Source organism: Cellulomonas pasadenensis (assembly GCF_047229365.1).
In the GTDB taxonomy this organism is placed as follows: Bacteria; Actinomycetota; Actinomycetes; order Actinomycetales; family Cellulomonadaceae; genus Cellulomonas.
Window position 1 is genome coordinate 1 of the sequence record NZ_JBFTEP010000060.1, and the last position, 21,781, is coordinate 21,781.

The following is a 21,781-nucleotide window of genomic DNA, read 5'->3' on the forward strand; positions in this document are numbered from 1 at the left end:
AGAGTCTCGTGGGCTCGGAGATGTGTATTAGAGTCAGGTGCGGCGTCGCGCGGCTCGTCGGCCGCGACCGGCTGCTCGGCCTCGGCGGCGGCGGGCTCGGCCGGAGCCGGCTCGTCCGCGGTCACGGCGACCTCGTCGGTCGACGCGGTGGCGTCGTCGGCGGGAGCGGCGTCGTCCGCGGCAGCCGCGTCGTCGGCGGGAGGACCGGCCTCGGCGGGAGTACCGGCGTCGGCCGGCTCGGCGGGGACGTCGGCCGTGCCGGCCTCGTCCGTGGCGGTGGCCTCGTCCTGCGTCGCGTCCGTCGGCGCGGTCTCGTCCTGCGTGGCGTCGGCGGGTGCGGCGGCGCCCTGCGTCGGCTCGGCGACGGGCTGCTCGTCCGTGCCGTCGGCCGCGGCGGGCGCGGCCTCGGGGTCCGTGAGGGCGGGAGACTGCTCGGCGTCGTCCGCGGACGGCGTCGTCTGCTGCTCGGTCACTGGATCTCCACTCCCTCGATGATGACGTCCTGGACGGGCCGCTCGGTGCCCGGCTGCGTCCCGGCGTCAGCGATGGCCTGCACGACGTCCAACCCGGACGTGATGCGGCCGAACACGGTGTAGCCACCCGCCGTGTCGGACGGGATGGTCGAGTCCTCGTAGACGAGGAAGAACTGGCTGCCCATCGACTCGGCGTCGTTGCCGACGCGCGCCATGGCGAGGGTGCCGGCGGGGTAGACGTCGTCGGCCGGGGCGTTCTCGACCGGGCCCCAGCTGTACCCCGGGCCGCCCGTGCCGGTCGCGGTGGGGTCGCCGCACTGGAGCACGAAGATCCCGGACGGGACGAGGCGGTGGCAGAGCGTGCTGTCGAAGTACCCCTCGCGCGCGAGGGTGACGAAGTTGGCGACGGCCTGCGGTGCGGCGGCGCCGTCGAGCTCGACCTCGACCACGCCGACCGACGTCGTGAGCGTGCCCGTCCACGTGCGGCCCTCGGCGGCGGCCGGGTCGGGCACGACGCCGCCGTTGCCGGTGCGCGCGGGGAGGGAGGGAGCAGGGGTCGGCTCGGCGACGTCGCTCGCGGTCGGGGCGGCCTGCGGGGCGCCGTCGTCCTGGTTGAGCGCGACGGCGGCGACCACGCCGGTGCCGATGACGAGGGCACCCACGACGGACGCGGCGATGACGCGCTGGCGCTGCCGGCGCGTGCGCGCGGCCTCCTGCCGGGCCTGCCACTTCTCGTACCGTCGCCGCTCGTACTCGCGCTTGGAGTTCACCGCCACCCCTCGTGGTCGTGCCGGCGGCCGAGGCCGCGCCGCCGTCCGGACCCGCGCCGGACCCGGCACAGTCTAGGCAGGGCGCGGCGCGCCGCGGCCACCGGGTGCACCGGCGTGGCACGCGCGCACGCGGGGTCGGCGGCGCGGGCGCCCGCCCGCGCGCCCGGCGTCCGGTCTAGCGTGCGAGGCATGGAGATCCTGACGGTGGTGGCACCGGTGTTCGGCGCGCGGTGCTCGGTGGTGGTCGGCCCGGACGGGTCGTGCGTCGTCGTGGACGCCGGCGCGGGCGTCGGCGGACGGGTCCGCGCGCTCGTCGAGGCACGGGACCTGCGGCCCCGTGCGGTCCTCGCGACGCACGGGCACGCCGACCACACGTGGGACGCTCCCGGGCTGGCCGCCGCCTGGGACGTGCCCGTGGTGCTCCACGCCGCCGACGCGTACCGGCTCGCCGACCCGTTCGGCACCCTCGGTGCGCTCGACCCCCGGCACGACCCGCACGGGCCGCTGGCCCAGGCGCTCGGGGCCGCCGGCGTCGACGTCCGTGCGTGGCGGCCGCCCGCCCGGGTCGAGCCGTTCGGGTCGACGTCCGACGCCCGGTCGGACGACCTGCTGCTCGCGTGGGACGACGTGCGGCTCGTCGCCCGGCACGCACCGGGCCACACCGAGGGGTCGACGCTGTACCTGCTGGATGGCGACGGCGCGGCGCCGACCGTGCTGTCGGGCGACGTGCTCTTCGCGGGCAGCGTCGGGCGCACGGACCTGCCCGGTGGTGACGACGCCACGATGACCGCGACGCTGCGCGACGTCGTCGCGACGCTCCCGCCCGACGCCGTCGTCCTGCCCGGCCACGGTCCCGCGACCGACGTGCGCACCGAGCTGGCGACGAACCCGTACCTCGCCCGCGCGCGCTGACCCGCCGGACCGCCGGGACCGCCGGGACCGCCGGCCCCCGGGTGGCCGGGCCCGCCCGGGCCGGTGCCGGCGCGCCCCCACGCGTCTGGGATCATCGGGCGCATGGCGCGACCCACACCCCTGTCCGGATTCCCCGAGTGGCTGCCCGAGGGGCGGCTCGTCGAGCAGCACGTGCTCGACACCCTGCGGCGCACGTTCGAGCTGCACGGGTTCGCGGGGATCGAGACACGGGCGGTCGAGCCGCTCGACCAGCTGCTGCGCAAGGGCGAGACCTCCAAGGAGGTCTACGTGCTGCGCCGGCTGCAGGAGGACGCGGACGCCGAGGAGCAGGACCCGGGGCGCCGCCTCGGCCTGCACTTCGACCTGACCGTGCCGTTCGCGCGGTACGTGCTCGAGAACGCGGGGCACCTCGCGTTCCCGTTCCGCCGCTACCAGGTCCAGAAGGTGTGGCGGGGCGAGCGTCCCCAGGACGGGCGCTTCCGCGAGTTCGTGCAGGCGGACATCGACGTGGTGGGGGCCGGCGCGCTGCCGTACCACTACGAGGTCGAGCTGCCGCTGGTCATGGCCGACGCGCTGGCGGCGCTGCGGCCGATCGGCGTGCCGCCCGTCCGGATCCTCGTCAACAACCGCAAGGTCGCCGAGGGGTTCTACCGCGGCCTGGGTCTGACGGACGTCGATGCGGTGCTGCGGTCGATCGACAAGCTCGACAAGGTCGGGCCGGACGCCGTCGCGGACCTGCTGGTCGCCGAGGCGGGTGCGACGCCGGCGCAGGCGCAGGCGTGCCTGCGGCTGGCCGAGGTGCGCGGGGACGACGCGGGCGTCGTCGACCGGGTGCGCGCGCTGGCCGCCGAGCACGGCGCCACGACCGACCTGCTGGAGGAGGGGCTCGCCGAGCTCGGCGCCCTCGTCGCGGCGGCGGCCGAGCGGGCGCCCGGCGTCGTGGTCGCGGACCTGCGCATCGCCCGCGGCCTCGACTACTACACGGGCTCGGTGTACGAGACCGTCCTCGTCGGGCACGAGGACCTCGGCTCCATCTGCTCGGGCGGCCGGTACGACACGCTCGCGTCCGACGGGGCGACGACGTACCCGGGCGTCGGGCTGTCGATCGGCGTCTCCCGGCTGGTCTCGCGGCTGCTCGGCGCCGGTCTCGTGCGGGCGTCGCGGTCCGTCCCGACGGCCGTGCTCGTGGCGGTGACGTCGGAGGAGCGGCGCGGCCGGTCCGACGCGGTGGCCACGGCGCTGCGCGCGCGCGGCGTGCCGGTCGAGGTCGCGCCCAGCGCGGCGAAGTTCGGGAAGCAGATCCGGCACGCGGACCGGCGGGGGATCCCGTACGTCTGGTTCGTCGGCGACGGCGACGCCGACGGCGCGCCCGTCGCGGACCAGGTCAAGGACATCCGGTCGGGGGAGCAGGTGCCCGCCGACGCCGCGTCGTGGACGCCGCCGGCCGAGGACCTCTGGCCGCGGGTCGTCCCCGTCGACGCGGGCTGACGCGGGCGCGTCCTCCGCGGCGCCGGTGCGCACGGCCGGCCCGCGTCCCCCGGGGGCGCGGGCGGCGCCGCCGCCCTAGCGTGGCGCGCATGACGCACGTCCTCGACGCGACACCGCCCGCCGCCGAGCGCGTGACCCTCGACGGGCACATCGCCGGGGCCGGGAGCGAGGAGGGCACGCGCGTCGTCGTCGGCCGCTGGCTGCGGTCGCCGCTGGGGGCGTTCGCCGACGTCATGGTGGAGCGCCCGGACGGCACGCGCGTGCTGCTGGCCCCCCGCGAGGACGTGGCCGCCCTCGTCACCCGGCTGTACACGTTCGACGCCGTGCACGTCGTGGACGTGCGCGTCGCGGCCGACCGTGCCGGGCGGACGTGGACGGTGGCCGCCGGTCCGCTCGACGCCCGGCTCGCGATCGGCGGCCGCACGGCGGTGGGGCGGCTGCTGCACGGCCTGCCGCGTGCCGTGACGTCCGCCGACGCGACCGCCGGCGTCGTCGCCGCCGTCGCGGGCGTCGTGCTGCCAGGCGTCCGCACGCGCGGCACGGGGCGCGACGGCTCGCCGGAGCGGTACGCGGCGCACGACCAGCACGCGGTCGTCCGCCTCGACGCCCGCTGGGGCGACCGCTCGCTGGGCGCGCTGCGGCCCGTGGCGCCCCCGGTGCGGTTCGGGTTCTCCTCCGTGCCCGCCCGCCCGACCGTCACGGCCGTGCACGTGGTGATCGGCGCCCGACCCACCCGTTGACAGCCGTTCGAACACGTGTTCGACTGCACATGTGCGATGGGACGGGCAGAAGGTGGAGACCGCGGCCGCGGAGGCGGTGCTGCCGGGCATGGACGTGCGGACCCTGCCGGGCCTCGTCCGCAGCGTGCGGACGCCGGACTTCGCCGGGGTGACGTTCCACGAGGTGCTGTGCCGCAGCGCGCTCAACCGGGTGCCGGACGCGTCGTCCGTGCCGTTCCGCTGGACGGTCAACCCGATGCGCGGCTGCCTGCACGCGTGCGCCTACTGCTTCGCGCGGCCGACGCACGAGTACCTCGACCTGGGCGCCGGCCGGGACTTCGAGAGCCAGATCGTCGTCAAGACGAACGTGGTGGAGGTGCTCCGCGCCGAGCTGGGGCGGGCGACGTGGCGGCGCGAGCACGTCGCCCTCGGCACGAACACCGACCCCTACCAGCGGGCCGAGGGCCGGTACCGGCTCATGCCGGGGATCCTCGAGGCGCTCGCGTCGTCGGGCACGCCGTTGTCGGTGCTCACCAAGGGCACGCTGCTGCGCCGCGACCTGCCGCTGCTCGCCGACGTCGCGGCGGCCGGCGGGTCGGTCGCGGTCAGCATCTCGCTGGCGACCGTGGACGAGGAGCTGCAGCAGCTGCTCGAGCCGGGGACGCCCACGCCGCGCGCGCGGCTCGGGCTCGTGCGCGCGGTCCGGGACGCGGGTCTGCCGTGCGGGGTGCTCGTGGCGCCCGTGCTGCCGTGGCTGACCGACTCGGAGGAGCACCTGGACGCGCTGCTCGGCGCGCTGGCCGAGGCCGGGGCGACGGGGGTGAGCGTGATGGCGCTGCACCTGCGCGGCGCCGTGAAGCCGCTCATGGAGGACTGGCTGCGCACGCACCGGCCGGGTCTGCTCGCGCGGTACCGGCGGCTGTACGGACGGTCGGCGTACACGTCGGACGAGTACCGGCACTGGCTCGACGCGCGTGTCGGGCCGCTGCTGTCCCGGCACGGCTTCGCCGACCCCCGCGGGCACCGCGCGTGGCGGGCCGGGTCCACGTCGTGGCCCGCGGCGTCGGGCGGGCCGGCCGAGGCGTCGCCCGCGGCGGCGACCGTGCCGGCGCCCACCGTCGCCACCTTGTTCTAGGGCAGGTCCCAGGGCAGGCGCCGACGACGGCCCCGACCCGGCGGCCCGTCCGAGCGCGGCCCACTAGGATCGGGCGGGCGTCCTCGGGCGCTCCCGTTCCCCTCGACCACGAAGGACCACGCTGTGCTCCGCACCCACACCGCCGGCTCGCTGCGAGCCGAGCACATCGGCACCACCGTCACCCTCACCGGGTGGGTGGACCGCCGCCGCGATCACGGTGGGGTGGCGTTCGTCGACCTGCGGGACGCGTCCGGCATCGCCCAGGTCGTGATCCGCGACGAGGCCGTCGCGCACGGCCTGCGCGCCGAGTACGTGCTCCAGGTGACCGGTGAGGTCGGCCGGCGGCCCGAGGGCAACGAGAACAGCAACCTCGCCACCGGCGAGGTCGAGGTCGTGGCGCACGAGGTCGTCGTGCTCAACGAGTCCGCGCCGCTGCCCTTCCCGGTCTCGACGTCGCTCGACGAGCCCGTCGGCGAGGAGGCGCGCCTGCGGCACCGCTACCTCGACCTGCGCCGCCCGGCGCCCGCGCACGCGCTGCGCCTGCGGGCCAAGGCGAACGCGGCCGCGCGCCGCGTGCTCGACGCGGACGGCTTCGTCGAGGTGGAGACGCCCACCCTGACGCGCTCGACGCCCGAGGGCGCGCGCGACTTCGTCGTCCCGGCGCGCTTGGCGCCCGGCAGCTGGTACGCGCTGCCGCAGTCGCCGCAGCTCTTCAAGCAGCTGCTCATGGTCGGCGGGCTCGAGCGGTACTACCAGATCGCCCGCTGCTACCGGGACGAGGACTTCCGCGCCGACCGGCAGCCGGAGTTCACGCAGCTCGACGTCGAGGCGAGCTTCGTCGACCAGGACGACGTCATCGCGCTGGGCGAGAAGATCCTCGTCGCGCTGTGGGACCTCATCGGCTACACGGTGCCGACGCCGATCCCGCGCATGACGTACGCCGACGCGATGGAGCGGTACGGCACCGACAAGCCCGACCTGCGGTTCGGCCTCGAGCTGACCGACCTCACGTCGTACTTCGCGCAGACGCCGTTCCGCGTGTTCCAGGCACCGTACGTGGGCGCCGTCGTGCAGCCGGGCGGCGCCGCCACGCCGCGCCGCGGCTTCGACGCGTGGCAGGAGTGGGCCAAGCAGCGGGGGGCCAAGGGCCTCGCGTACGTGACGGTCGGCGAGGACGGCGAGCTCGGCGGCCCGGTCGCCAAGAACATCACCGACGAGGAGCGGGCGGGCCTCGCGGCGGCCGTGGGTGCGAACCCCGGCGACGCGGTGTTCTTCGCCGCCGGCTCGGCGTCGGACGCGCGCGCGCTGCTGGGCGCGGCCCGGCTCGAGATCGGTCGGCGCGGCGGGCTCGTCGACGAGGACGCGTGGTCGTTCGTGTGGGTCGTCGACGCGCCGCTGTTCAAGCCCACGGGCGAGGACGACGACGTCGCGGTCGGCGCCGGTGCCTGGACCGCCGTGCACCACGCGTTCACGTCGCCGACGCCGGAGTGGGTCGACCGCTTCGAGGAGGACCCGGGCGCGGCGCTCGCGTACGCCTACGACATCGTCTGCAACGGCAACGAGATCGGCGGCGGCTCGATCCGTATCCACCGCCGCGACGTGCAGGAGCGCGTGTTCGCGATGATGGGCATCGGCCCCGAGGAGGCGCAGGAGAAGTTCGGCTTCCTCCTCGACGCGTTCCAGTTCGGCGCGCCGCCGCACGGCGGCATCGCGTTCGGCTGGGACCGCATCACGGCGCTGCTCACGCGGTCCGAGTCGATCCGCGAGGTCATCGCGTTCCCGAAGTCGGGCGGCGGCTACGACCCGCTGACGGGCGCCCCGGCGCCGATCTCGCCCGCTCAGCGGCGCGAGACGGGTGTCGACGCGAAGCCGAAGGTCGCGGCGGGCGACGCGGCGGGGCCGGCCGCACCCGCGGTGTGACCACGGCGGCCGACGCGCTCGTCGCGCGTCTGCCCGACGCGTTCCGCGGCCGCCGGTGGCTGCTCGCGGACCGTGACCGCTGGCGCGACGCCCGCGTGCTCGGCGACGGGCCCGACGTGGTGCTGGTGCGCAGCGCGGACGCCGGTCTCGTCGCGATGTGCGCGGGCGACGGCGCGACGGTCGGCCGTCTGCTCGCCGACCTCGCGGACGAGCTGCGCGCCGACGAGCGGGCGCTCGCGTGGCTGACGGTGCCGCGCACGGCGGTCGTCGACGGGGGCACCCTCGCGGCGCTCGGCGTCGCACCGTTCTCGACGTGGGACCGGATGTCGACGGACGTCGCACCGCCGCCCGTGCCGGGCGAGGAGGCGGTGGAGCGCCTCGGCGACCCCACCGCGGACGAGGTGGCTGCGTGCCTCGCCGAGGCGAACCCCGGCACGCACGCACGTCCCGGCACCGCGGACGACGCCGGCTGGTGGGGCGTGCGCGACGGCGGGCGCCTGGTCGGCGTCATCGGGGCGGCGCAGCGGCTCGGTGCGCTCGACGGGCGAGGCTCCTGGCACCTGCACGGCCTCGGTGTCGTGCCCTCCGCGCGGGGGCGGGGGCTCGGTGCCGCGCTCACGGCCACGGCGCTGCGCGCCGGCCTCGGGTCCGGCCTGGCGTGGGTCTCGCTCGGCCTGTACGCCGACAACCACGTCGCGCGCCGCCTCTACCTGCGTCTGGGCATGAGGGTCGACGAGGAGAACGCGTCGTACGCGCGCCCGGGCTGCACCGGCGGCTTCCGGCGCTGACGGCCGGCACGGCGGCGGGCCGGTCCCGCGGGGGCGGGCCGCTCCCGCGGGGCCCGCCCGGCCGCACGGGCACGGCTCAGTGCAGGATCGCGAACCGCTCGTGCAGGCGGCGCAGCGGCGCCGGGGCCCACCAGTTGGCGCGGTCCAGCACGGTCATCGTGGCGGGCACGAGCAGCAGCCGGACGACGGTGGCGTCGATGAGCACGGCCACCGCCAGCGCGAAGCCGACCTGCTTGATGACGATGAGGTCGCCGGCCACGAACCCGGCGAACACCACGATGATGATCGCCGCGGCGGACGTGATGATCCGGCCCGACCGCTGCAGCCCCAGCCGGACCGCCTGGTCGGTCGGCAGCCCGCCGTCGTGCAGCTCCTTGACGCGCGCGAGCAGGAACACCTCGTAGTCCATGGCCAGCCCGAACGCGAACGCCGCGACGAGCGCGAGCACGTAGGTCTCGATGCCGCCGGTCGACTCGAACCCGAGCAGCCCCTCGAGGTGCCCGTCCTGGAACGCCCACACGAGCACGCCGAGCGACGCGAGGATCGACAGCGTGTTGGTGAGCAGCGCCTTGACCGGGATGACGACGGAGCCGGTCATGAGGAAGAGCAGGAGGAGCGTCGCGACCGCCACGACGGTGAGCGCGAGCGGCGCGCGTTCGACGAGGGCGTCGGTGAAGTCGATCTGGCTCGCCGCCTGGCCGACGACCCACCGCTCGAACGGCGTGTCGAGGTCACGGACCGCGCGCACGACGTCGACGGCGACGTCGCCGCCGGGGTCGGTGCCGTCCGGGCGCACGCCGACCACGACGTACGAGCCGGCGGCGGTCGGCGGGTCGACGGACGCGACGCCGTCGAGCGCGGCGACGTCCTGCGCCCACGCCGTCGCCTCCTCGAGGGAGGTCGCCGCGACGACCGTCACGGCCGGTGCCGAGGCGCCGGCGTAGTCCTCCTCGAGCGCCGCGACGTACGCGCGCTGGGCGGTGCCCGCCGGCAGCAGCTCGATGCCGCTGATGCGCAGGTCCATCCGCAGCACCGGCAGCGCGAGCACCGCCAGCAGGGCGAACGAGCCGAGCATCACCCACCACGGGTGCCGCTGGACCCGGCCGGCGAGCGTGGAGAACGCGCCCTCCTCGCGGTCGACGTCGGACGCGCGGGCCAGCAGCCGGCGCACGCCGGGCACGCGGGCCAGCACGCCCGCGCCGGCCAGGCGCCGCCCCGACATCGTCAGGAGCGCGGGGACGAGCGTCAGCGCCGTGGCCACCGCGACGAGGACGACGAGCACGCCGGCGGCCGCGATGGCGCGCAGGATGTCGGGCCGGAACGCGAGCAGGCCGCTGATGGCGATCGCGACCGTCACCGCGGAGAAGGCCACCGTGCGGCCGGCCGTCGCCATCGTCGTCTCGACCGCCTGCACGACCGGACCGTCCCCGCGCCGGCGCCGGCTCGCGGCACCGCCGTCACCGTCCACGAGGCGGTGCAGCTCCTCCCGGAAGCGCGACACGACGAGCAGGCCGTAGTCGATCGACAGGCCCAGCCCGAGCACGGTGACGACGTTGACGACCGACGCCTCGACGTCCATGACGTACGTGAGGGCGAGGACGGACCCGAGGCCGCCGGCGATCGACGCGAGCGCGCCCGACATGGGCATGGCCGCCGCCAGGAACCCGCCGAACACCAGCACCATGACGACCAGCGCGATGGGCAGCGCGACGAGCTCGCCGGTGCGCAGGTCCTGCTCCACCTGGTCGGTGATCTCGTCGACGATGAGGTGCTCCGCGCCGACGAGCCCGGTCGCGTCCGGCGCGACGGCGCGCAGGTCGGCGGGCACCGCGCGCAGGCGCTGCTCCACGGCGTCGAGCGCAGCCGTCTCGGCGGCGTCGTCCAGGTCCGCCTCGAGATCGACCACCACGAGGAAGCCGCGGCCGTCCTCGGCGAGCAGCGGGGCGGCGGCGGGGTTCGCGGCGCCGCCCGGGAGCGCGAGCGGGTCGATGACGGTCGCGACGCCCTCGACCGCCGCGAGGTCGGCGCGGGCGTCGTCCAGCGCCGCGCCCAGCTCGGGCGCCGCCGGGTCCACGCCGTCGACGACGAGCGTGACGCCGGGCCCCGTCGCCCGCTCGTCGTTGAGGACCTGCTGACCCTGCGTGCTCTCGGCGCCGCTCACCCCGGGCGCACCGGTCGCGACGCGGTCGAAGAGGCTCTCGCCGTGCACGCCGAGCACGGCCAGGGCGTAGCCGGCCACCGTGAGCACCATCCAGACGACGACGGTCAGGCGCGGGTGGTGGGCGACGAGGCGACCCAGGCGAGCGAACACGCGCGACATCGTCGCAGGTCGCCGGACGGGCGCGCACGTCGCACGACACCGCGGACGGCGGCGTCGGAGGGCGACCGTAGGCTCCTCGCATGGACCTGTTCGACGCGGCGACCTCCACGGCGCAGGGCGTGCCCGCGCCCGCGGCGGGTGCGCCGCTCGCGGTGCGCATGCGGCCGCGGTCGCTCGCCGAGGTCGCGGGCCAGGCCCACCTGCTCGTGCCCGGCTCGCCGCTCCGCCGGCTCGTGGAGCCGGCGGACGACGCCGCCCGCCGTGCCGCGCCGTCCTCGGTCGTCCTCTGGGGCCCGCCGGGCACGGGCAAGACCACGCTGGCCTACCTCGTCGCGGCGACGTCCGGGCGGCGGTTCGTCGAGCTCTCGGCGGTGACGGCCGGCGTCAAGGACGTCCGCGGGGTCGTCGACGACGCCCGCCGCCGGCTGGCCACGGACGGCGGCGAGACGGTGCTGTTCATCGACGAGGTGCACCGCTTCACCAAGGCGCAGCAGGACGCCCTCCTGCCGAGCGTCGAGAACCGGTGGGTGACGCTCGTGGCGGCGACGACGGAGAACCCGTCGTTCTCGGTGAACTCGCCGCTGCTGTCGCGGTCCCTGCTGCTGACCCTGCAGCCGCTCACGACCGAGGACGTGCGCGCCCTCGTGGAGCGCGCCGTCGTGGACGAGCGCGGCCTGGGCGGCACGGTGACGCTCTCCGACGACGCCTCGGAGCACCTGCTGCGGCTCGCCGGCGGCGACGCGCGCAAGGCGCTGACGATCCTCGAGGCAGCGGCGGGCGCGGCGCTCGCGGACGCGCCGGCGGCGTCGTCCGAGACGCCGGCGGAGGTGGACCTCGCCACGGTCGAGCGCGCGATCGACGTCGCCGCCGTCCGCTACGACCGGGACGGCGACCAGCACTACGACGTCATCAGCGCGTTCATCAAGTCGGTGCGCGGGTCGGACGTCGACGCGTCGCTGCACTACCTGGCGCGCATGATCGCGGCGGGGGAGGACCCGCGCTTCATCGCCCGGCGGATCGTCATCTCGGCCGCCGAGGACGTCGGCATGGCCGACCCGAGCGCGCTGCAGACCGCGGTCGCGGCGGCGCAGGCCGTCGCGCTCATCGGCATGCCGGAGGCGCGGATCATCCTCGCCGAGGCGGTCGTGCACCTCGCGACGGCGCCCAAGTCGAACGCCGCGTACGTCGGCATCAACCGGGCGCTCGAGGACGTGCGCGCGGGGCGGCTCGGCTCCGTGCCGACCCACCTGCGCGACGCGCACTACGCCGGCGCGAAGGCTCTCGGGCACGGGAAGGGCTACCGGTACGCGCACGACGAGCCGCACGCCGTCGCGCCGCAGCAGTACCTGCCCGACGAGCTGGTGGGCACGCGCTACTACGAGCCGAGCGACCGCGGGTTCGAGCGGTCGGTGCAGGAGCGGCTCGGGCGGATCCGGCAGATCCTCGAGCAGGGCGACGGCACGCGCTGACGTCCTCCGGGGCGGCCCGTCGGGGCCCGTGCCGGGAGCGTGCCGCGCGTCCGGTACAGTGGTGCGGTCGTCCGCCGAGGTGGACGACCGCCTGGGGCCTCAGCCCGCGACGCACCGCCACCCCGCCGCAGGCCCGAGCAGCAGCTCGGACCGACGGAGGGACGCGCGCCGCACCGTGGTCGGCCCCACGCCCGCCGGATGCCTTTCCGTCCGGAGCCCAGCTCCGGTGCGCGGGTGTGATCGTCAACGAGAACACGACAGGAAGTACATCTGTGAGCAGTGTGACCCGCTCGCGCCGCCAGGTCCGCCTGAGCCGCGCTCTCGGCCTGGCCCTGACGCCGAAGGCCGTCAAGCACTTCGAGAAGCGCCCCTACCCGCCCGGTGAGCACGGCCGTGCCCGTCGCCGCACCGAGTCGGACTACGCCGTCCGTCTGCGCGAGAAGCAGCGTCTGCGCGCCCAGTACGCGCTGCGCGAGAAGCAGCTCGCCAAGGCGTACGAGAACGCCCGCAAGGCCCCGGGCCTGACCGGTGAGGCGCTCGTCGAGGACCTCGAGACGCGCCTCGACGCGCTCGTGCTGCGTGCCGGCTTCGCCCGGACGATCCTCCAGGCCCGCCAGGTCGTCGTGCACCGCCACGTGCTCGTCGACGGCAAGATCGTCGACCGTCCGTCCTTCCGCGTGAAGGAGGGCCAGACGCTCCAGATCAAGCCGAAGTCGCAGGCCACCGTGCCGTTCCAGGTCGCCGCCGCCGGCGCGCACCGCGACGTCCTCCCGACGCTCCCGGGCTACCTCGACGTGCAGCTCGAGAAGCTGTCGGCCGTCCTCGTGCGCCGCCCCAAGCGCGCCGAGATCCCGGTCACGTGCGAGGTCCAGCTGGTCGTCGAGTACTACGCCCGCTGACCTGCAGCGCTCCGACCGGGGCGGCACCGCCCCGGTCCTGCACGAACGCCCCGCCGCGCGCCGCGCCGCGGGGCGTTCGTGCACGTGGCCGCCCCGCGCCGCGCGGGTAGGGTGGCCGGGTCGCGCGGCCGTCGGCCGTCGCGCCTCCACGTACCGAGAGGGGAACGGGCATGTCCGTCGGGGACGTCGCCGGGCTGATCGCCGCCATCGCGTTCGTGCTGCTGGTGGGCGTGCTCGCCGTGCCGCTCGTGAAGCTGGGCCGGGTGCTGGACGAGGCGCAGGCCTCGGTGCGCCGGCTGACGGACCACAGCCTGCCGGTCCTCGACGAGACGGCCCAGCTCGTGGCCTCCTCCTCGACGCAGATCGACAAGGTCGACACCGTGACGACCGCCGCCGCGCAGGTGAGCGAGAACGTCTCCGCCCTCACCTCGCTCGTGACGGCGACGGTCGGCGCGCCGCTGGTCAAGGTCGCCGCCTTCTCCTACGGGGTGCGCCGCGCGCTGGCCGGGCTGCGCCGGGGGCCGCGGTGAAGCGCCTCTTCTGGGTCGGCGTCGGCGTGGCGGTGACGGTCGTGGTGGTCCGCAACGGCCGCCGGGTCGTGGAGACGTACGCACCCGCCGGCACGGTGGACGCCGTCGAGGGCGCGACGCGCCTGACGCGCGCGCTGCACGCCGCCCGTGACGACTTCCGCACCGGCGTCGCCGCGCGCGAGGCCGAGCTGCTCGAGGCCCTCGTCGGCGACATCGACGTGGACGAGCTCCGCGCCTCCGCCCCGCGCCGCAAGGACGAGCTGCGCGCCGCGTTCGGCGGCGCGCCCCGGGGCGGCGACCTCGCCGGCGACCTGCGGGCGCGCGGCTGGGACGACGCCCCGACGCAGGACCCCGACGACGACGGCCGGGCGCCCTTCTTCTGACCGGACCGGGCCGCCGAGGCCCCAGCGACCCCGCGGCGACCCGGCACCCCGGGCCCCGCACCACCGCGAACCACCCGCCGCCGCACGGCGCCGGACGACACGACGAGGACGACATGCGCACCGCCGAGATCCGCCAGCGCTGGCTCGACTACTTCGCGAGCAAGGACCACGCCATCGCGCCGTCCGTGCCGCTCATCTCCCCGGACCCGTCGATCCTCTTCACGATCGCCGGCATGGTGCCGTTCATCCCGTACATCCTCGGCACGCAGGACGCGCCGTGGCCGCGCGTCGCGAGCGTGCAGAAGTGCATCCGCACGAACGACATCGAGAACGTCGGCCGCACCACGCGGCACGGCACGTTCTTCCAGATGATGGGCAACTTCTCGTTCGGCGACTACTTCAAGCAGGGTGCCATCGAGCTCGCCTGGGAGCTGCTGACGACGCCGCAGGACCAGGGTGGCTACGGCCTCGACGGCGACCGGCTCTGGGTGACGATCTGGAACGAGGACGCGGAGTCGGCGGACGCGCTCGTGCGCGTCGGCGTGGACCCGAGGCACATCGTGCGGCTCACGCGCGAGGAGATCTTCTGGGACACGGGCCAGCCGGGCCCCGCCGGTCCCTGCGCGGAGTGGCACTACGACCGCGGCCCGGAGTTCGGGCCGGAGGCCGAGGGCGGCACCGTCGACCCGGGCGGCGACCGCTACCTGGAGATCTGGAACCTCGTCTTCGACCAGTTCGTCCGCGGCGAGGGCCGCGGCAAGGACTACCCGCTGCTGGGCGAGCTCGAGCGCAAGGCGATCGACACCGGTGCGGGCCTCGAGCGCATCGCGTACCTGCTCCAGGGCAAGAACAACCTGTACGAGACGGACGAGGTCTTCCCCGTCATCTCCCGGGCGCAGGACCTCACGGGCCGGCGTTACGGCGCGGTCGCGGAGGACGACGTGCGGCTGCGCGTCGTCGGCGACCACGTGCGCTCGAGCCTCATGCTCGTGGCGGACGGCGTCACGCCGTCCAACGAGGGCCGCGGCTACGTGCTGCGCCGCCTGCTGCGCCGCACGGTGCGCTCGATGCGCCTGCTCGGCGTCGAGGAGGCCACGCTGCAGCACCTGCTGCCCGTGAGCCGCGACGCGATGGCGCTGTCGTACCCGCAGGTGGCCACCGACTTCGACCGCATCGCGCAGGTCGTGTACGGCGAGGAGGAGGCGTTCCTGCGCACCCTGTCCGCCGGCACGACGATCTTCGAGGGTGCGGTCGGTCGCGCCCGGACGGCGGCGGGCACCGGCTCGGCGGTCCTCTCCGGCGAGCAGGCGTTCGCGCTGCACGACACGTACGGCTTCCCGATCGACCTCACGCTCGAGATGGCGTCGGAGCACGGCGTCACGGTCGACGAGACCGCGTTCCGGTCCCTCATGCAGGCGCAGCGCGAGCGGGCGCGGGCGGACGCGCTGGCGAAGAAGACGGGGCACGCCGACACGTCGGCGTACCAGCAGCTGCACGCGGCGCTGTCGGGGGAGACGGGCGCACCCGTGCGGTTCGTCGGCTACACCGACACGACGGCCCACACGAACGTCGTCGGCCTGCTCGTCGACGGCGTCCCCGCGCCGACGGCCACCGCGCCGGCCGACGTCCAGGTCGTCCTCGACGTCACGCCGTTCTACGCGGAGTCCGGCGGTCAGCTGGCCGACACGGGCACGATCGCGCTCGAGGGCGGCGCCCTCGTCGAGGTCGACGACGTGCAGGCGCCCATCAAGGGCCTCTCCGTGCACCACGGCCGCCTGGTCGACGGCACCCTCACCCTCGGCGACGCGGGCACGGCGACGATCGACACGGCCCGGCGCCGCGCGATCGCCCGCGCCCACACGGCGACGCACATGGTGCACAAGGCGCTGCGCGAGGAGCTCGGTGACACCGCGACGCAGGCGGGCTCGGAGAACGCGCCCAGTCGGCTGCGCTTCGACTTCCGGTCGGGTGCCGGTGTGCCGTCGTCGTCGCTCGCGCAGATCGAGGGCCGTGTCAACGAGCGGCTCCAGGACGACCTCGAGGTCACCGACCGCACGATGGCCATCGACGAGGCCCGCGCGCTCGGCGCGATGGCCCTGTTCGGCGAGAAGTACGGCAACGAGGTCCGCGTCGTCTCCATCGGCGGCGACTGGTCGCGTGAGCTGTGCGCCGGCACGCACGTGCGCCGGTCCGGCGAGCTCGGGCTCGTGACGCTGCTGGGGGAGTCGTCCATCGGCTCCGGCGTGCGCCGCGTGGACGCGCTCGTGGGCGACCAGGCGTACGGGTACCAGGCGAAGGAGCGGGCGCTCGTCAGCCAGCTCTCCGGGCTGCTCGGGGCGCGTCCCGACGAGCTGTCCGACCGCGTGTCCTCGCTGATGTCGCGACTCAAGGAGTCCGAGAAGGCGCTCGCGCAGCTGCGCCAGGGCCAGCTGCTCGCCACGGCGGGCTCGCTCGCGGCGGCGCCGCAGCAGATCGGGACGACGCTCGTCGTCACGCACGACGCCGGTGACGTCGCGTCGGCCGACGACCTGCGCACGCTCGCGCTCGACGTCCGTGGACGCCTCGGCGAGGCGTCGCCGTCGGTCGTCGCGGTCGGCGGCACGAGCAAGGGCCGCCCGGTCGTCGTGATCGCGACCAACGGCGCGGCGCGCGAGGGCGGCCTCAAGGCCGGTGCGCTCGTCCGCACGGCGTCGGGCGTGCTCGGCGGCGGTGGCGGCGGCAAGGACGACGTCGCGCAGGGCGGCGGTGCGGACGCGAGCCGGCTGCCGGCCGCGCTCGACGCGGTCGTCGCGGCGGTGCGTGGCTGACGTGCCCGCAGCGGACCTGCCGACGCCGGACCCGGACGCCGTGACCCGCGGCGCCCGGCTCGCCGTCGACGTCGGCACGGTCCGCGTCGGCCTCGCCGCGAGCGACCCCGACGGCATGCTCGCGACCCCCGTGGAGACGCTGCCGCGCGCCGCGGGCAAGGTGAAGCCGGGCTCCGCGGACGTGGTCGCGGTCGCCGCGCACGTGCGCGAACGGGACGTCGCGGTGGTGTACGTGGGGCTGCCGCGGCACCTCTCCGGGGCCGAGGGGTCGTCCGCGGACCTCGCGCGCGCGTACGCTGTCGCACTGGCGCGCCAGGTCGCACCCGTCAGGGTGCGGCTCGTGGACGAGCGGATGAGCACGGTGACCGCTCACCAGGCGCTCCAGGCGTCCGGCCGATCCGGACGCCGCCACCGGCAGGTCGTCGACCAGGCGGCCGCGGTGGTCATCCTGCAGCACGCGCTCGACGCCGAGAGGGCGACGGGGCGGAGGTCCGGAGAACGGGTCGACGTCGACCGACGCAGCTCGCGCCGCGCCGTGGAGGGGTCTGCGGGCGACGGCACGACGACGACGGAGTGACGCGCAGGTGAGCAACCAGACGGAGTGGTGGGCCCCGGTGAAGTCCGACGAGAGCGCAGCCGAGCTGTTCGGCGGTGAGCGCGTCGGAGGGACGGGTGCGCCCGCACCGGCCGAGCCCCGACGCCGTTCGCGGTCCTCGGGACGCAAGCGCGAGGAACGGCTGCGCAAGCAGCGTCGCCGCCGGTCGATCGCCGTCCTGGTGGTCGCGCTGGTCATGGTGGTGGGCGCCGGCTACGTGGTGTTCTCGCTCCTCGGCGGCGCGAACCTGTTCGGCGGCGGGGACTCCGGCCAGGGCGCGCAGGTCGAGGACTACACCGGTCCGGGCCGGCCCGGCGCGGCACCGGTCGTCATCAACGCGGGCGCCACCGGCGCGGACATGGCGACGACCCTCACCGACGCGGGCATCGTCGCCACCACCGACGCCTTCCTCGACGCCTACGCCGCGAACCCGGACGCCGCGTCGATCCAGCCGGGCACCTACCAGCTGCTGCTCGAGATGAAGGCGTCCGACGCGGTCATCGCGCTGCTCGACCCGAAGAACCGCATGTCCATGAAGGTCACGATCCCCGAGGGGTACAGCGCCGCCCAGATCTACGACCGGGTCCGCGAGGTCACCCTCATCCCCGTCGACCAGCTGCAGGCCGCCGCGGCGGACCCCGCCGCGATCGGCCTGCCGGCCGAGGCGGGCGGCAACGTCGAGGGGTGGCTGTACCCGTCGACGTACCAGATCGAGCCCGGCACGGACGCCGCCGGCGTCCTGCGGCAGATGGTCGCGAAGACGGTCGAGGTGCTGACGGCCAAGGGCGTCGCCCAGGACCAGTGGGAGACGGTGCTCAACAAGGCGTCGCTCGTCGAGCGCGAGGCGCGGCACGACCCGGACCGGCCGAGGATGGCCCGGGCGATCGAGAACCGCCTCGAGAAGGCGATGATCCTGCAGATCGACGCCGCCGTCGCGTACGGGGAGGGCGTGCCCGGGACGCAGCTGACGACGGAGATGCTCCGCGACGCGTCCAACCCCTACAACACGTACACGCACGTGGGCCTGCCGCCGACGCCGATCGCGTCGCCGGGGGAGAAGTCGATCGACGCCGTCCTCAACCCCGAGCCGGGTGACTGGATCTTCTGGACCGCGGTCAACCTCGACACGGGGGAGACCCGGTTCGCCGCCACGCGCGAGGAGCACGACGCGAACGTGGCCGAGCTGCGCCAGTGGCAGGCGGAGAACGAGGAAGGGTGACGCAGCAGGGTCACCCGGCGCCCGCCGGCCGGCGCTGCGCCGTGCTCGGGCACCCGGTCGGGCACTCCCTGTCGCCCGTGCTGCACGGCGCTGCGTACGCGGCGCTCGGCATGGACGACTGGCGCTACGAGGTGCACGACGTCACGGAGGTCACGCTCGGCCCGTTCCTCGACGGCCTGGACGCGTCGTGGGCGGGCCTGAGCCTGACCATGCCGCTCAAGCACGCGGTGCTGCCGCTGCTGGACCACGTCGAGCCGCTCGCACAGGTCGTCGGCGCCGTCAACACGGTGCTGCCCCAGGGGGAGGGCGCGCGGCGCGTCCTCACCGGCGCGAACACCGACGTGCACGGCATCGTCGCGGCGCTGGGCGAGGCGGGTGTGGCGGGCGGCGTCCGGCGCGCGGCCGTGCTCGGCGCCGGTGCCACGGCCGCGTCGACGCTCGCCGCGCTGGCGCAGCTCGGGTGCACGACGCCGACGGTGCACCTGCGGTCCGCCGGGCGGGCGGGTGCGCTGCTGCGCGCGGCGCACCGCATGGGCGTCGAGCCGGTGCTGCGCCCGCTCGAGGCGACCGCGCCGGAGCTCGCGGCGGCCGACGTCGTCGTCTCCACGCTGCCCGCGCACGCACCCGACGCCCTCGCGGACGCCCTGGTGGGGCCCGTGCGCGGCGTGCTCCTCGACGTCGTCTACGACCCGCGCCCGACCGCCCTCGCGCAGGCGTGGGAACGCGCCGGGGGTTGCACCGTCGGCGGCGAGCGGATGCTGCTGCACCAGGCGGTCGAGCAGGTGCGCCTCATGACGGGCCGCACGGCACCCGTCGGTGCGATGGACGCCGCGCTGCAGGCGGCGCTCGCGCCCGTCGCGGGCTGACCCGCCCGGCCGTCGCCGACCCGGCCGCGGCCGCCGCGGCCTCCCCGCCACCGCCCGGGCGCGGTCACGTGCGGGGCCGCGGCGGTCACGAACGGGTGATGAACCCCCGCCGCCGGACGAGTGGTCCCCGATCGGACGCGCCGGCGCCCTCAAGGACGCCCGTCCACGGTGCCGATGACCCTTCGGGGTGCAGCACCGGCGCACCCCGGAGGCGGAGGGGACGCGCGTGAAGCAGCTCGGGGAGATCCTGCTCGACGAGGGGCTCGTGACGGAGGCGCAGCTGCTCGCGGCGCTCGACGAGCAGACCTCGATCGGAGCCTCGCTCGGACGCACCCTCGTCGAGCTCGGCATGATCAGCGAGGCGCAGCTGGTGCGGGCGCTCGCCGCGCAGGTCGGCATGGAGTTCGTCGACCTCGACGAGTACCCCGTCGACCGCACGGCCGTGACGATGGTGCCCGCCTCGGTGTGCCGGCGGTACTCGGTGCTGCCGATCGCCATCCGCAACGGCGCGCTCGTGCTCGCGACGGCCGACCCCGCGAACGTCGTGGCCGTCGACGACGTCCGGACCGTCGCGCGCGTGCCGGTCGTGCCCGTCGTCGCGACGTACGACAACGTGCTGCGCGCGATCGACCGGTTCTGCCGCGCCGACGGCGAGATGGAGGACCTCTCCTCGGCGTTCATCGAGGAGGAGCCCGAGCCCGAGGTCGACTTCTCGCGGATCGGCGACTCCATCGAGGACGACGCGCCGATCGTCCGCTACGTGAACCTGCTGGTCACGCAGGCGATCACGGACCGCGCGTCCGACATCCACATCGAGCCGACCGAGCACGACCTGCGCGTCCGGTACCGCATCGACGGCGTGCTGCACGAGACGCAGCGGTCGCCCAAGAACATCATCGGCGGCGTCATCAGCCGCGTGAAGATCATGAGCGACATCGACATCGCCGAAAAGCGCAAGCCGCAGGACGGCCGCATGTCGGTGACGCACAACGGGCGCAAGATCGACCTGCGCGTGGCGACGCTGCCGACGGTGTGGGGCGAGAAGATCGTCATGCGCATCCTCGACAACTCGACCGCGAGCCTCGACCTGCGGGACCTGTCGTTCCTCGAGCACAACTACGCGACGTACCGCGAGTCGTACACCAAGCCCTACGGGATGATCCTGGTGACCGGCCCGACCGGCTCCGGCAAGTCCACGACCCTGTACGCGACCTTGAACGCGGTGTCGAAGCCCGACATCAACGTCATCACCGTCGAGGACCCGGTCGAGTACCGGCTGCCGGGCATCAACCAGGTGCAGGTGAACCCGAAGGCGGGCCTCACGTTCGCCGCGGCGCTGCGCTCGATCCTGCGGTCCGACCCCGACGTCGTGCTGCTCGGCGAGATCCGTGACCACGAGACCGCGCAGATCGCCGTCGAGGCGGCCCTCACCGGCCACCTCGTGCTCTCGACCCTGCACACCAACGACGCGCCATCGGCCGTCACGCGCCTCACCGAGATGGGCATCGAGCCCTTCCTCGTGGGGTCCGCGCTCGACTGCGTCGTCGCCCAGCGCCTCGCGCGGCGGCTGTGCCCGAAGTGCAAGGAGCCGTACACGCCGTCGCCGGCCGAGCTCGAGGCCGCGCGGTTCCCGTGGGTGCCGGGGGAGCCGATCCCCGACCTGTACCGGCCGGCGGGGTGCGTCGCGTGCTCGCGCACCGGGTACAAGGGCCGTCTCGCGCTGCACGAGGTCATGCGGGTCACCGAGGAGATCGAGCGGCACGCCGTGGCGCACTCGTCGTCCGCCGACATCGGCACCACCGCGGTGAAGCAGGGCATGCGGACGCTGCGCGAGGACGGCTGGTACAAGGTCGCGTCCGGCGACACGTCGATCGAGGAGATCCTCCGCGTCGTCGCGTGAGGCCACCGGCGCGGGCGTCCCCGGGAGGGGCGACGCCCGCGCCGGTCCACGTCGTGGCTCAAGTCGGGGCCGTCCAGGACCGATGACCAACGCGTGCCCGTGCGCCGCCGTGGGGCGGCGCACGACCGTGCTGGAGAGCCTGGAGGCAGACGACGTGAGTGAGACCTACAGGCCGGCCTCGGGGGACCCGACCCGGCCGCTGCCGCCGTACCGGCCGGCCGGTCCGGTCGCGGGGGAGGCGCCGCCGGCGCACACCGCGACGTACCAGCCGGTCCCGTCCCAGAGCCGGGGCGCCTACCCGCCGCCCGCGTCGGTGCCGCCGCCCGGGTCGGTCCCGCCGCCCGCGCACGCGTCCGCCGCGTTCCCGCCCGCCGCGCCCGGTGGGGCGACGTTCACGCCGGGCGGCCCGCCCGCGACGTTCGCGCCCGGGGGACCGGGCCGGACTCTTATACACATCTCCGAGCCCACGAGACTCTTACGCCGATCGCGTATGCCGTCTTCTGCTTGAAAAGGGGGGGGGGGGGGGGGGGGGGGGGGGGGGGGGGGGGGGGGGGGGGGGGGGGGGGGGGGGGGGGGGGGGGGGGGGGG

At 75.5% G+C, this 21,781-nt stretch carries 17 protein-coding genes and 1 pseudogene; 15 read left to right on the top strand and 3 right to left on the bottom strand.

Annotated elements, in window-relative coordinates:
* Together AB6N23_RS10145 and AB6N23_RS10150 are read right to left on the bottom strand one after the other, a co-directional pair.
* Positions 1-473: pseudogene (locus AB6N23_RS10145) on the bottom strand (hypothetical protein); the annotation flags it as partial.
* Positions 470-1,249: a peptidylprolyl isomerase gene (locus tag AB6N23_RS10150; RefSeq protein WP_412865957.1), complete on the bottom strand. Its 780-nt coding sequence runs from the start codon at positions 1,247-1,249 to the stop codon at positions 470-472. The gene AB6N23_RS10150 and the pseudogene AB6N23_RS10145, both read right to left, overlap by 4 nt.
* A gap of 183 nt (positions 1,250-1,432) precedes the next feature.
* Between AB6N23_RS10150 and AB6N23_RS10155 the strand changes: the two genes are divergently transcribed.
* The 6 genes from AB6N23_RS10155 to AB6N23_RS10180 all read left to right on the top strand — a co-directional run bounded on the left by AB6N23_RS10155 (position 1,433) and on the right by AB6N23_RS10180 (position 8,205).
* Entirely contained in the window at positions 1,433-2,155 is a 723-nt protein-coding gene (locus AB6N23_RS10155) for an MBL fold metallo-hydrolase (protein WP_412865958.1), read from the top strand.
* Between the two features lie 102 nt (positions 2,156-2,257).
* Positions 2,258-3,643 carry a histidine--tRNA ligase gene (gene hisS, locus AB6N23_RS10160; protein WP_412865959.1) on the top strand — a complete coding sequence of 462 codons (1,386 nt, stop codon included), beginning with the start codon at positions 2,258-2,260 and terminating at the stop codon, positions 3,641-3,643.
* Positions 3,644-3,732: 89 nt separating this feature from the next.
* Complete coding sequence (locus tag AB6N23_RS10165; protein ID WP_412865960.1) at positions 3,733-4,383, top strand: hypothetical protein; 651 nt, start codon at positions 3,733-3,735, stop codon at positions 4,381-4,383.
* Positions 4,384-4,414: 31 nt separating this feature from the next.
* Positions 4,415-5,497, top strand: coding sequence for an Rv2578c family radical SAM protein (locus tag AB6N23_RS10170; protein WP_412865961.1), 1,083 nt, complete (start codon positions 4,415-4,417; stop codon positions 5,495-5,497).
* 123 nt (positions 5,498-5,620) lie between these two features.
* On the top strand, positions 5,621-7,417 hold the full coding sequence (gene aspS, locus AB6N23_RS10175; RefSeq protein ID WP_412865962.1) for an aspartate--tRNA ligase: 1,797 nt from the start codon (positions 5,621-5,623) through the stop codon (positions 7,415-7,417).
* Complete coding sequence (locus AB6N23_RS10180; protein ID WP_412865963.1) at positions 7,414-8,205, top strand: GNAT family N-acetyltransferase; 792 nt, start codon at positions 7,414-7,416, stop codon at positions 8,203-8,205. Before aspS ends, AB6N23_RS10180 begins: the two co-directional genes overlap by 4 nt.
* 76 nt (positions 8,206-8,281) lie before the next feature.
* On the opposite strand, the gene AB6N23_RS10185 is transcribed toward AB6N23_RS10180, so the two are convergent.
* Positions 8,282-10,525, bottom strand: coding sequence for an MMPL family transporter (locus AB6N23_RS10185; protein ID WP_412865964.1), 2,244 nt, complete (start codon positions 10,523-10,525; stop codon positions 8,282-8,284).
* A gap of 80 nt (positions 10,526-10,605) precedes the next feature.
* On the opposite strand from AB6N23_RS10185, the gene AB6N23_RS10190 reads away from it, so the two are divergent.
* From AB6N23_RS10190 to AB6N23_RS10230, 9 genes are all read left to right on the top strand, one after another.
* Positions 10,606-11,994, top strand: coding sequence for a replication-associated recombination protein A (locus AB6N23_RS10190; protein WP_412865965.1), 1,389 nt, complete (start codon positions 10,606-10,608; stop codon positions 11,992-11,994).
* A gap of 272 nt (positions 11,995-12,266) precedes the next feature.
* Complete coding sequence (rpsD, locus tag AB6N23_RS10195; protein WP_378202331.1) at positions 12,267-12,893, top strand: 30S ribosomal protein S4; 627 nt, start codon at positions 12,267-12,269, stop codon at positions 12,891-12,893.
* Between the two features lie 170 nt (positions 12,894-13,063).
* Complete coding sequence (locus tag AB6N23_RS10200; RefSeq protein WP_378202328.1) at positions 13,064-13,423, top strand: DUF948 domain-containing protein; 360 nt, start codon at positions 13,064-13,066, stop codon at positions 13,421-13,423.
* On the top strand, positions 13,420-13,806 hold the full coding sequence (locus AB6N23_RS10205) for a hypothetical protein (protein ID WP_412865966.1): 387 nt from the start codon (positions 13,420-13,422) through the stop codon (positions 13,804-13,806). The genes AB6N23_RS10200 and AB6N23_RS10205 overlap by 4 nt, the downstream gene beginning before the upstream one ends.
* 113 nt (positions 13,807-13,919) lie before the next feature.
* Positions 13,920-16,613 carry an alanine--tRNA ligase gene (alaS, locus tag AB6N23_RS10210; protein WP_412865967.1) on the top strand — a complete coding sequence of 898 codons (2,694 nt, stop codon included), beginning with the start codon at positions 13,920-13,922 and terminating at the stop codon, positions 16,611-16,613.
* A gap of 1 nt (position 16,614) precedes the next feature.
* Positions 16,615-17,190: a Holliday junction resolvase RuvX gene (ruvX, locus tag AB6N23_RS10215; RefSeq protein WP_412865968.1), complete on the top strand. Its 576-nt coding sequence runs from the start codon at positions 16,615-16,617 to the stop codon at positions 17,188-17,190.
* 7 nt (positions 17,191-17,197) lie between these two features.
* Complete coding sequence (gene mltG / locus AB6N23_RS10220) at positions 17,198-18,427, top strand: endolytic transglycosylase MltG (RefSeq protein WP_412865969.1); 1,230 nt, start codon at positions 17,198-17,200, stop codon at positions 18,425-18,427.
* Positions 18,424-19,293 carry a shikimate dehydrogenase gene (locus AB6N23_RS10225; protein WP_412865970.1) on the top strand — a complete coding sequence of 290 codons (870 nt, stop codon included), beginning with the start codon at positions 18,424-18,426 and terminating at the stop codon, positions 19,291-19,293. Before mltG ends, AB6N23_RS10225 begins: the two co-directional genes overlap by 4 nt.
* A gap of 226 nt (positions 19,294-19,519) precedes the next feature.
* Positions 19,520-21,193, top strand: coding sequence for a GspE/PulE family protein (locus AB6N23_RS10230; protein WP_412865971.1), 1,674 nt, complete (start codon positions 19,520-19,522; stop codon positions 21,191-21,193).
* Positions 21,194-21,781: the final 588 nt, after the last annotated feature.

What these genes read in the sequence shown, in the direction of transcription:
- AB6N23_RS10155 (WP_412865958.1), top strand. Translation starts at nt 1,433, where the DNA reads ATGGAGATCCTGACGGTGGTGGCACCGGTGTTCGGCGCGCGGTGCTCG.
- hisS (WP_412865959.1), top strand. Translation starts at nt 2,258, where the DNA reads ATGGCGCGACCCACACCCCTGTCCGGATTCCCCGAGTGGCTGCCCGAG.
- AB6N23_RS10165 (WP_412865960.1), top strand. Translation starts at nt 3,733, where the DNA reads ATGACGCACGTCCTCGACGCGACACCGCCCGCCGCCGAGCGCGTGACC.
- AB6N23_RS10185 (WP_412865964.1), bottom strand. Translation starts at nt 10,525, where the DNA reads ATGTCGCGCGTGTTCGCTCGCCTGGGTCGCCTCGTCGCCCACCACCCG.
- AB6N23_RS10190 (WP_412865965.1), top strand. Translation starts at nt 10,606, where the DNA reads ATGGACCTGTTCGACGCGGCGACCTCCACGGCGCAGGGCGTGCCCGCG.
- AB6N23_RS10200 (WP_378202328.1), top strand. Translation starts at nt 13,064, where the DNA reads ATGTCCGTCGGGGACGTCGCCGGGCTGATCGCCGCCATCGCGTTCGTG.
- alaS (WP_412865967.1), top strand. Translation starts at nt 13,920, where the DNA reads ATGCGCACCGCCGAGATCCGCCAGCGCTGGCTCGACTACTTCGCGAGC.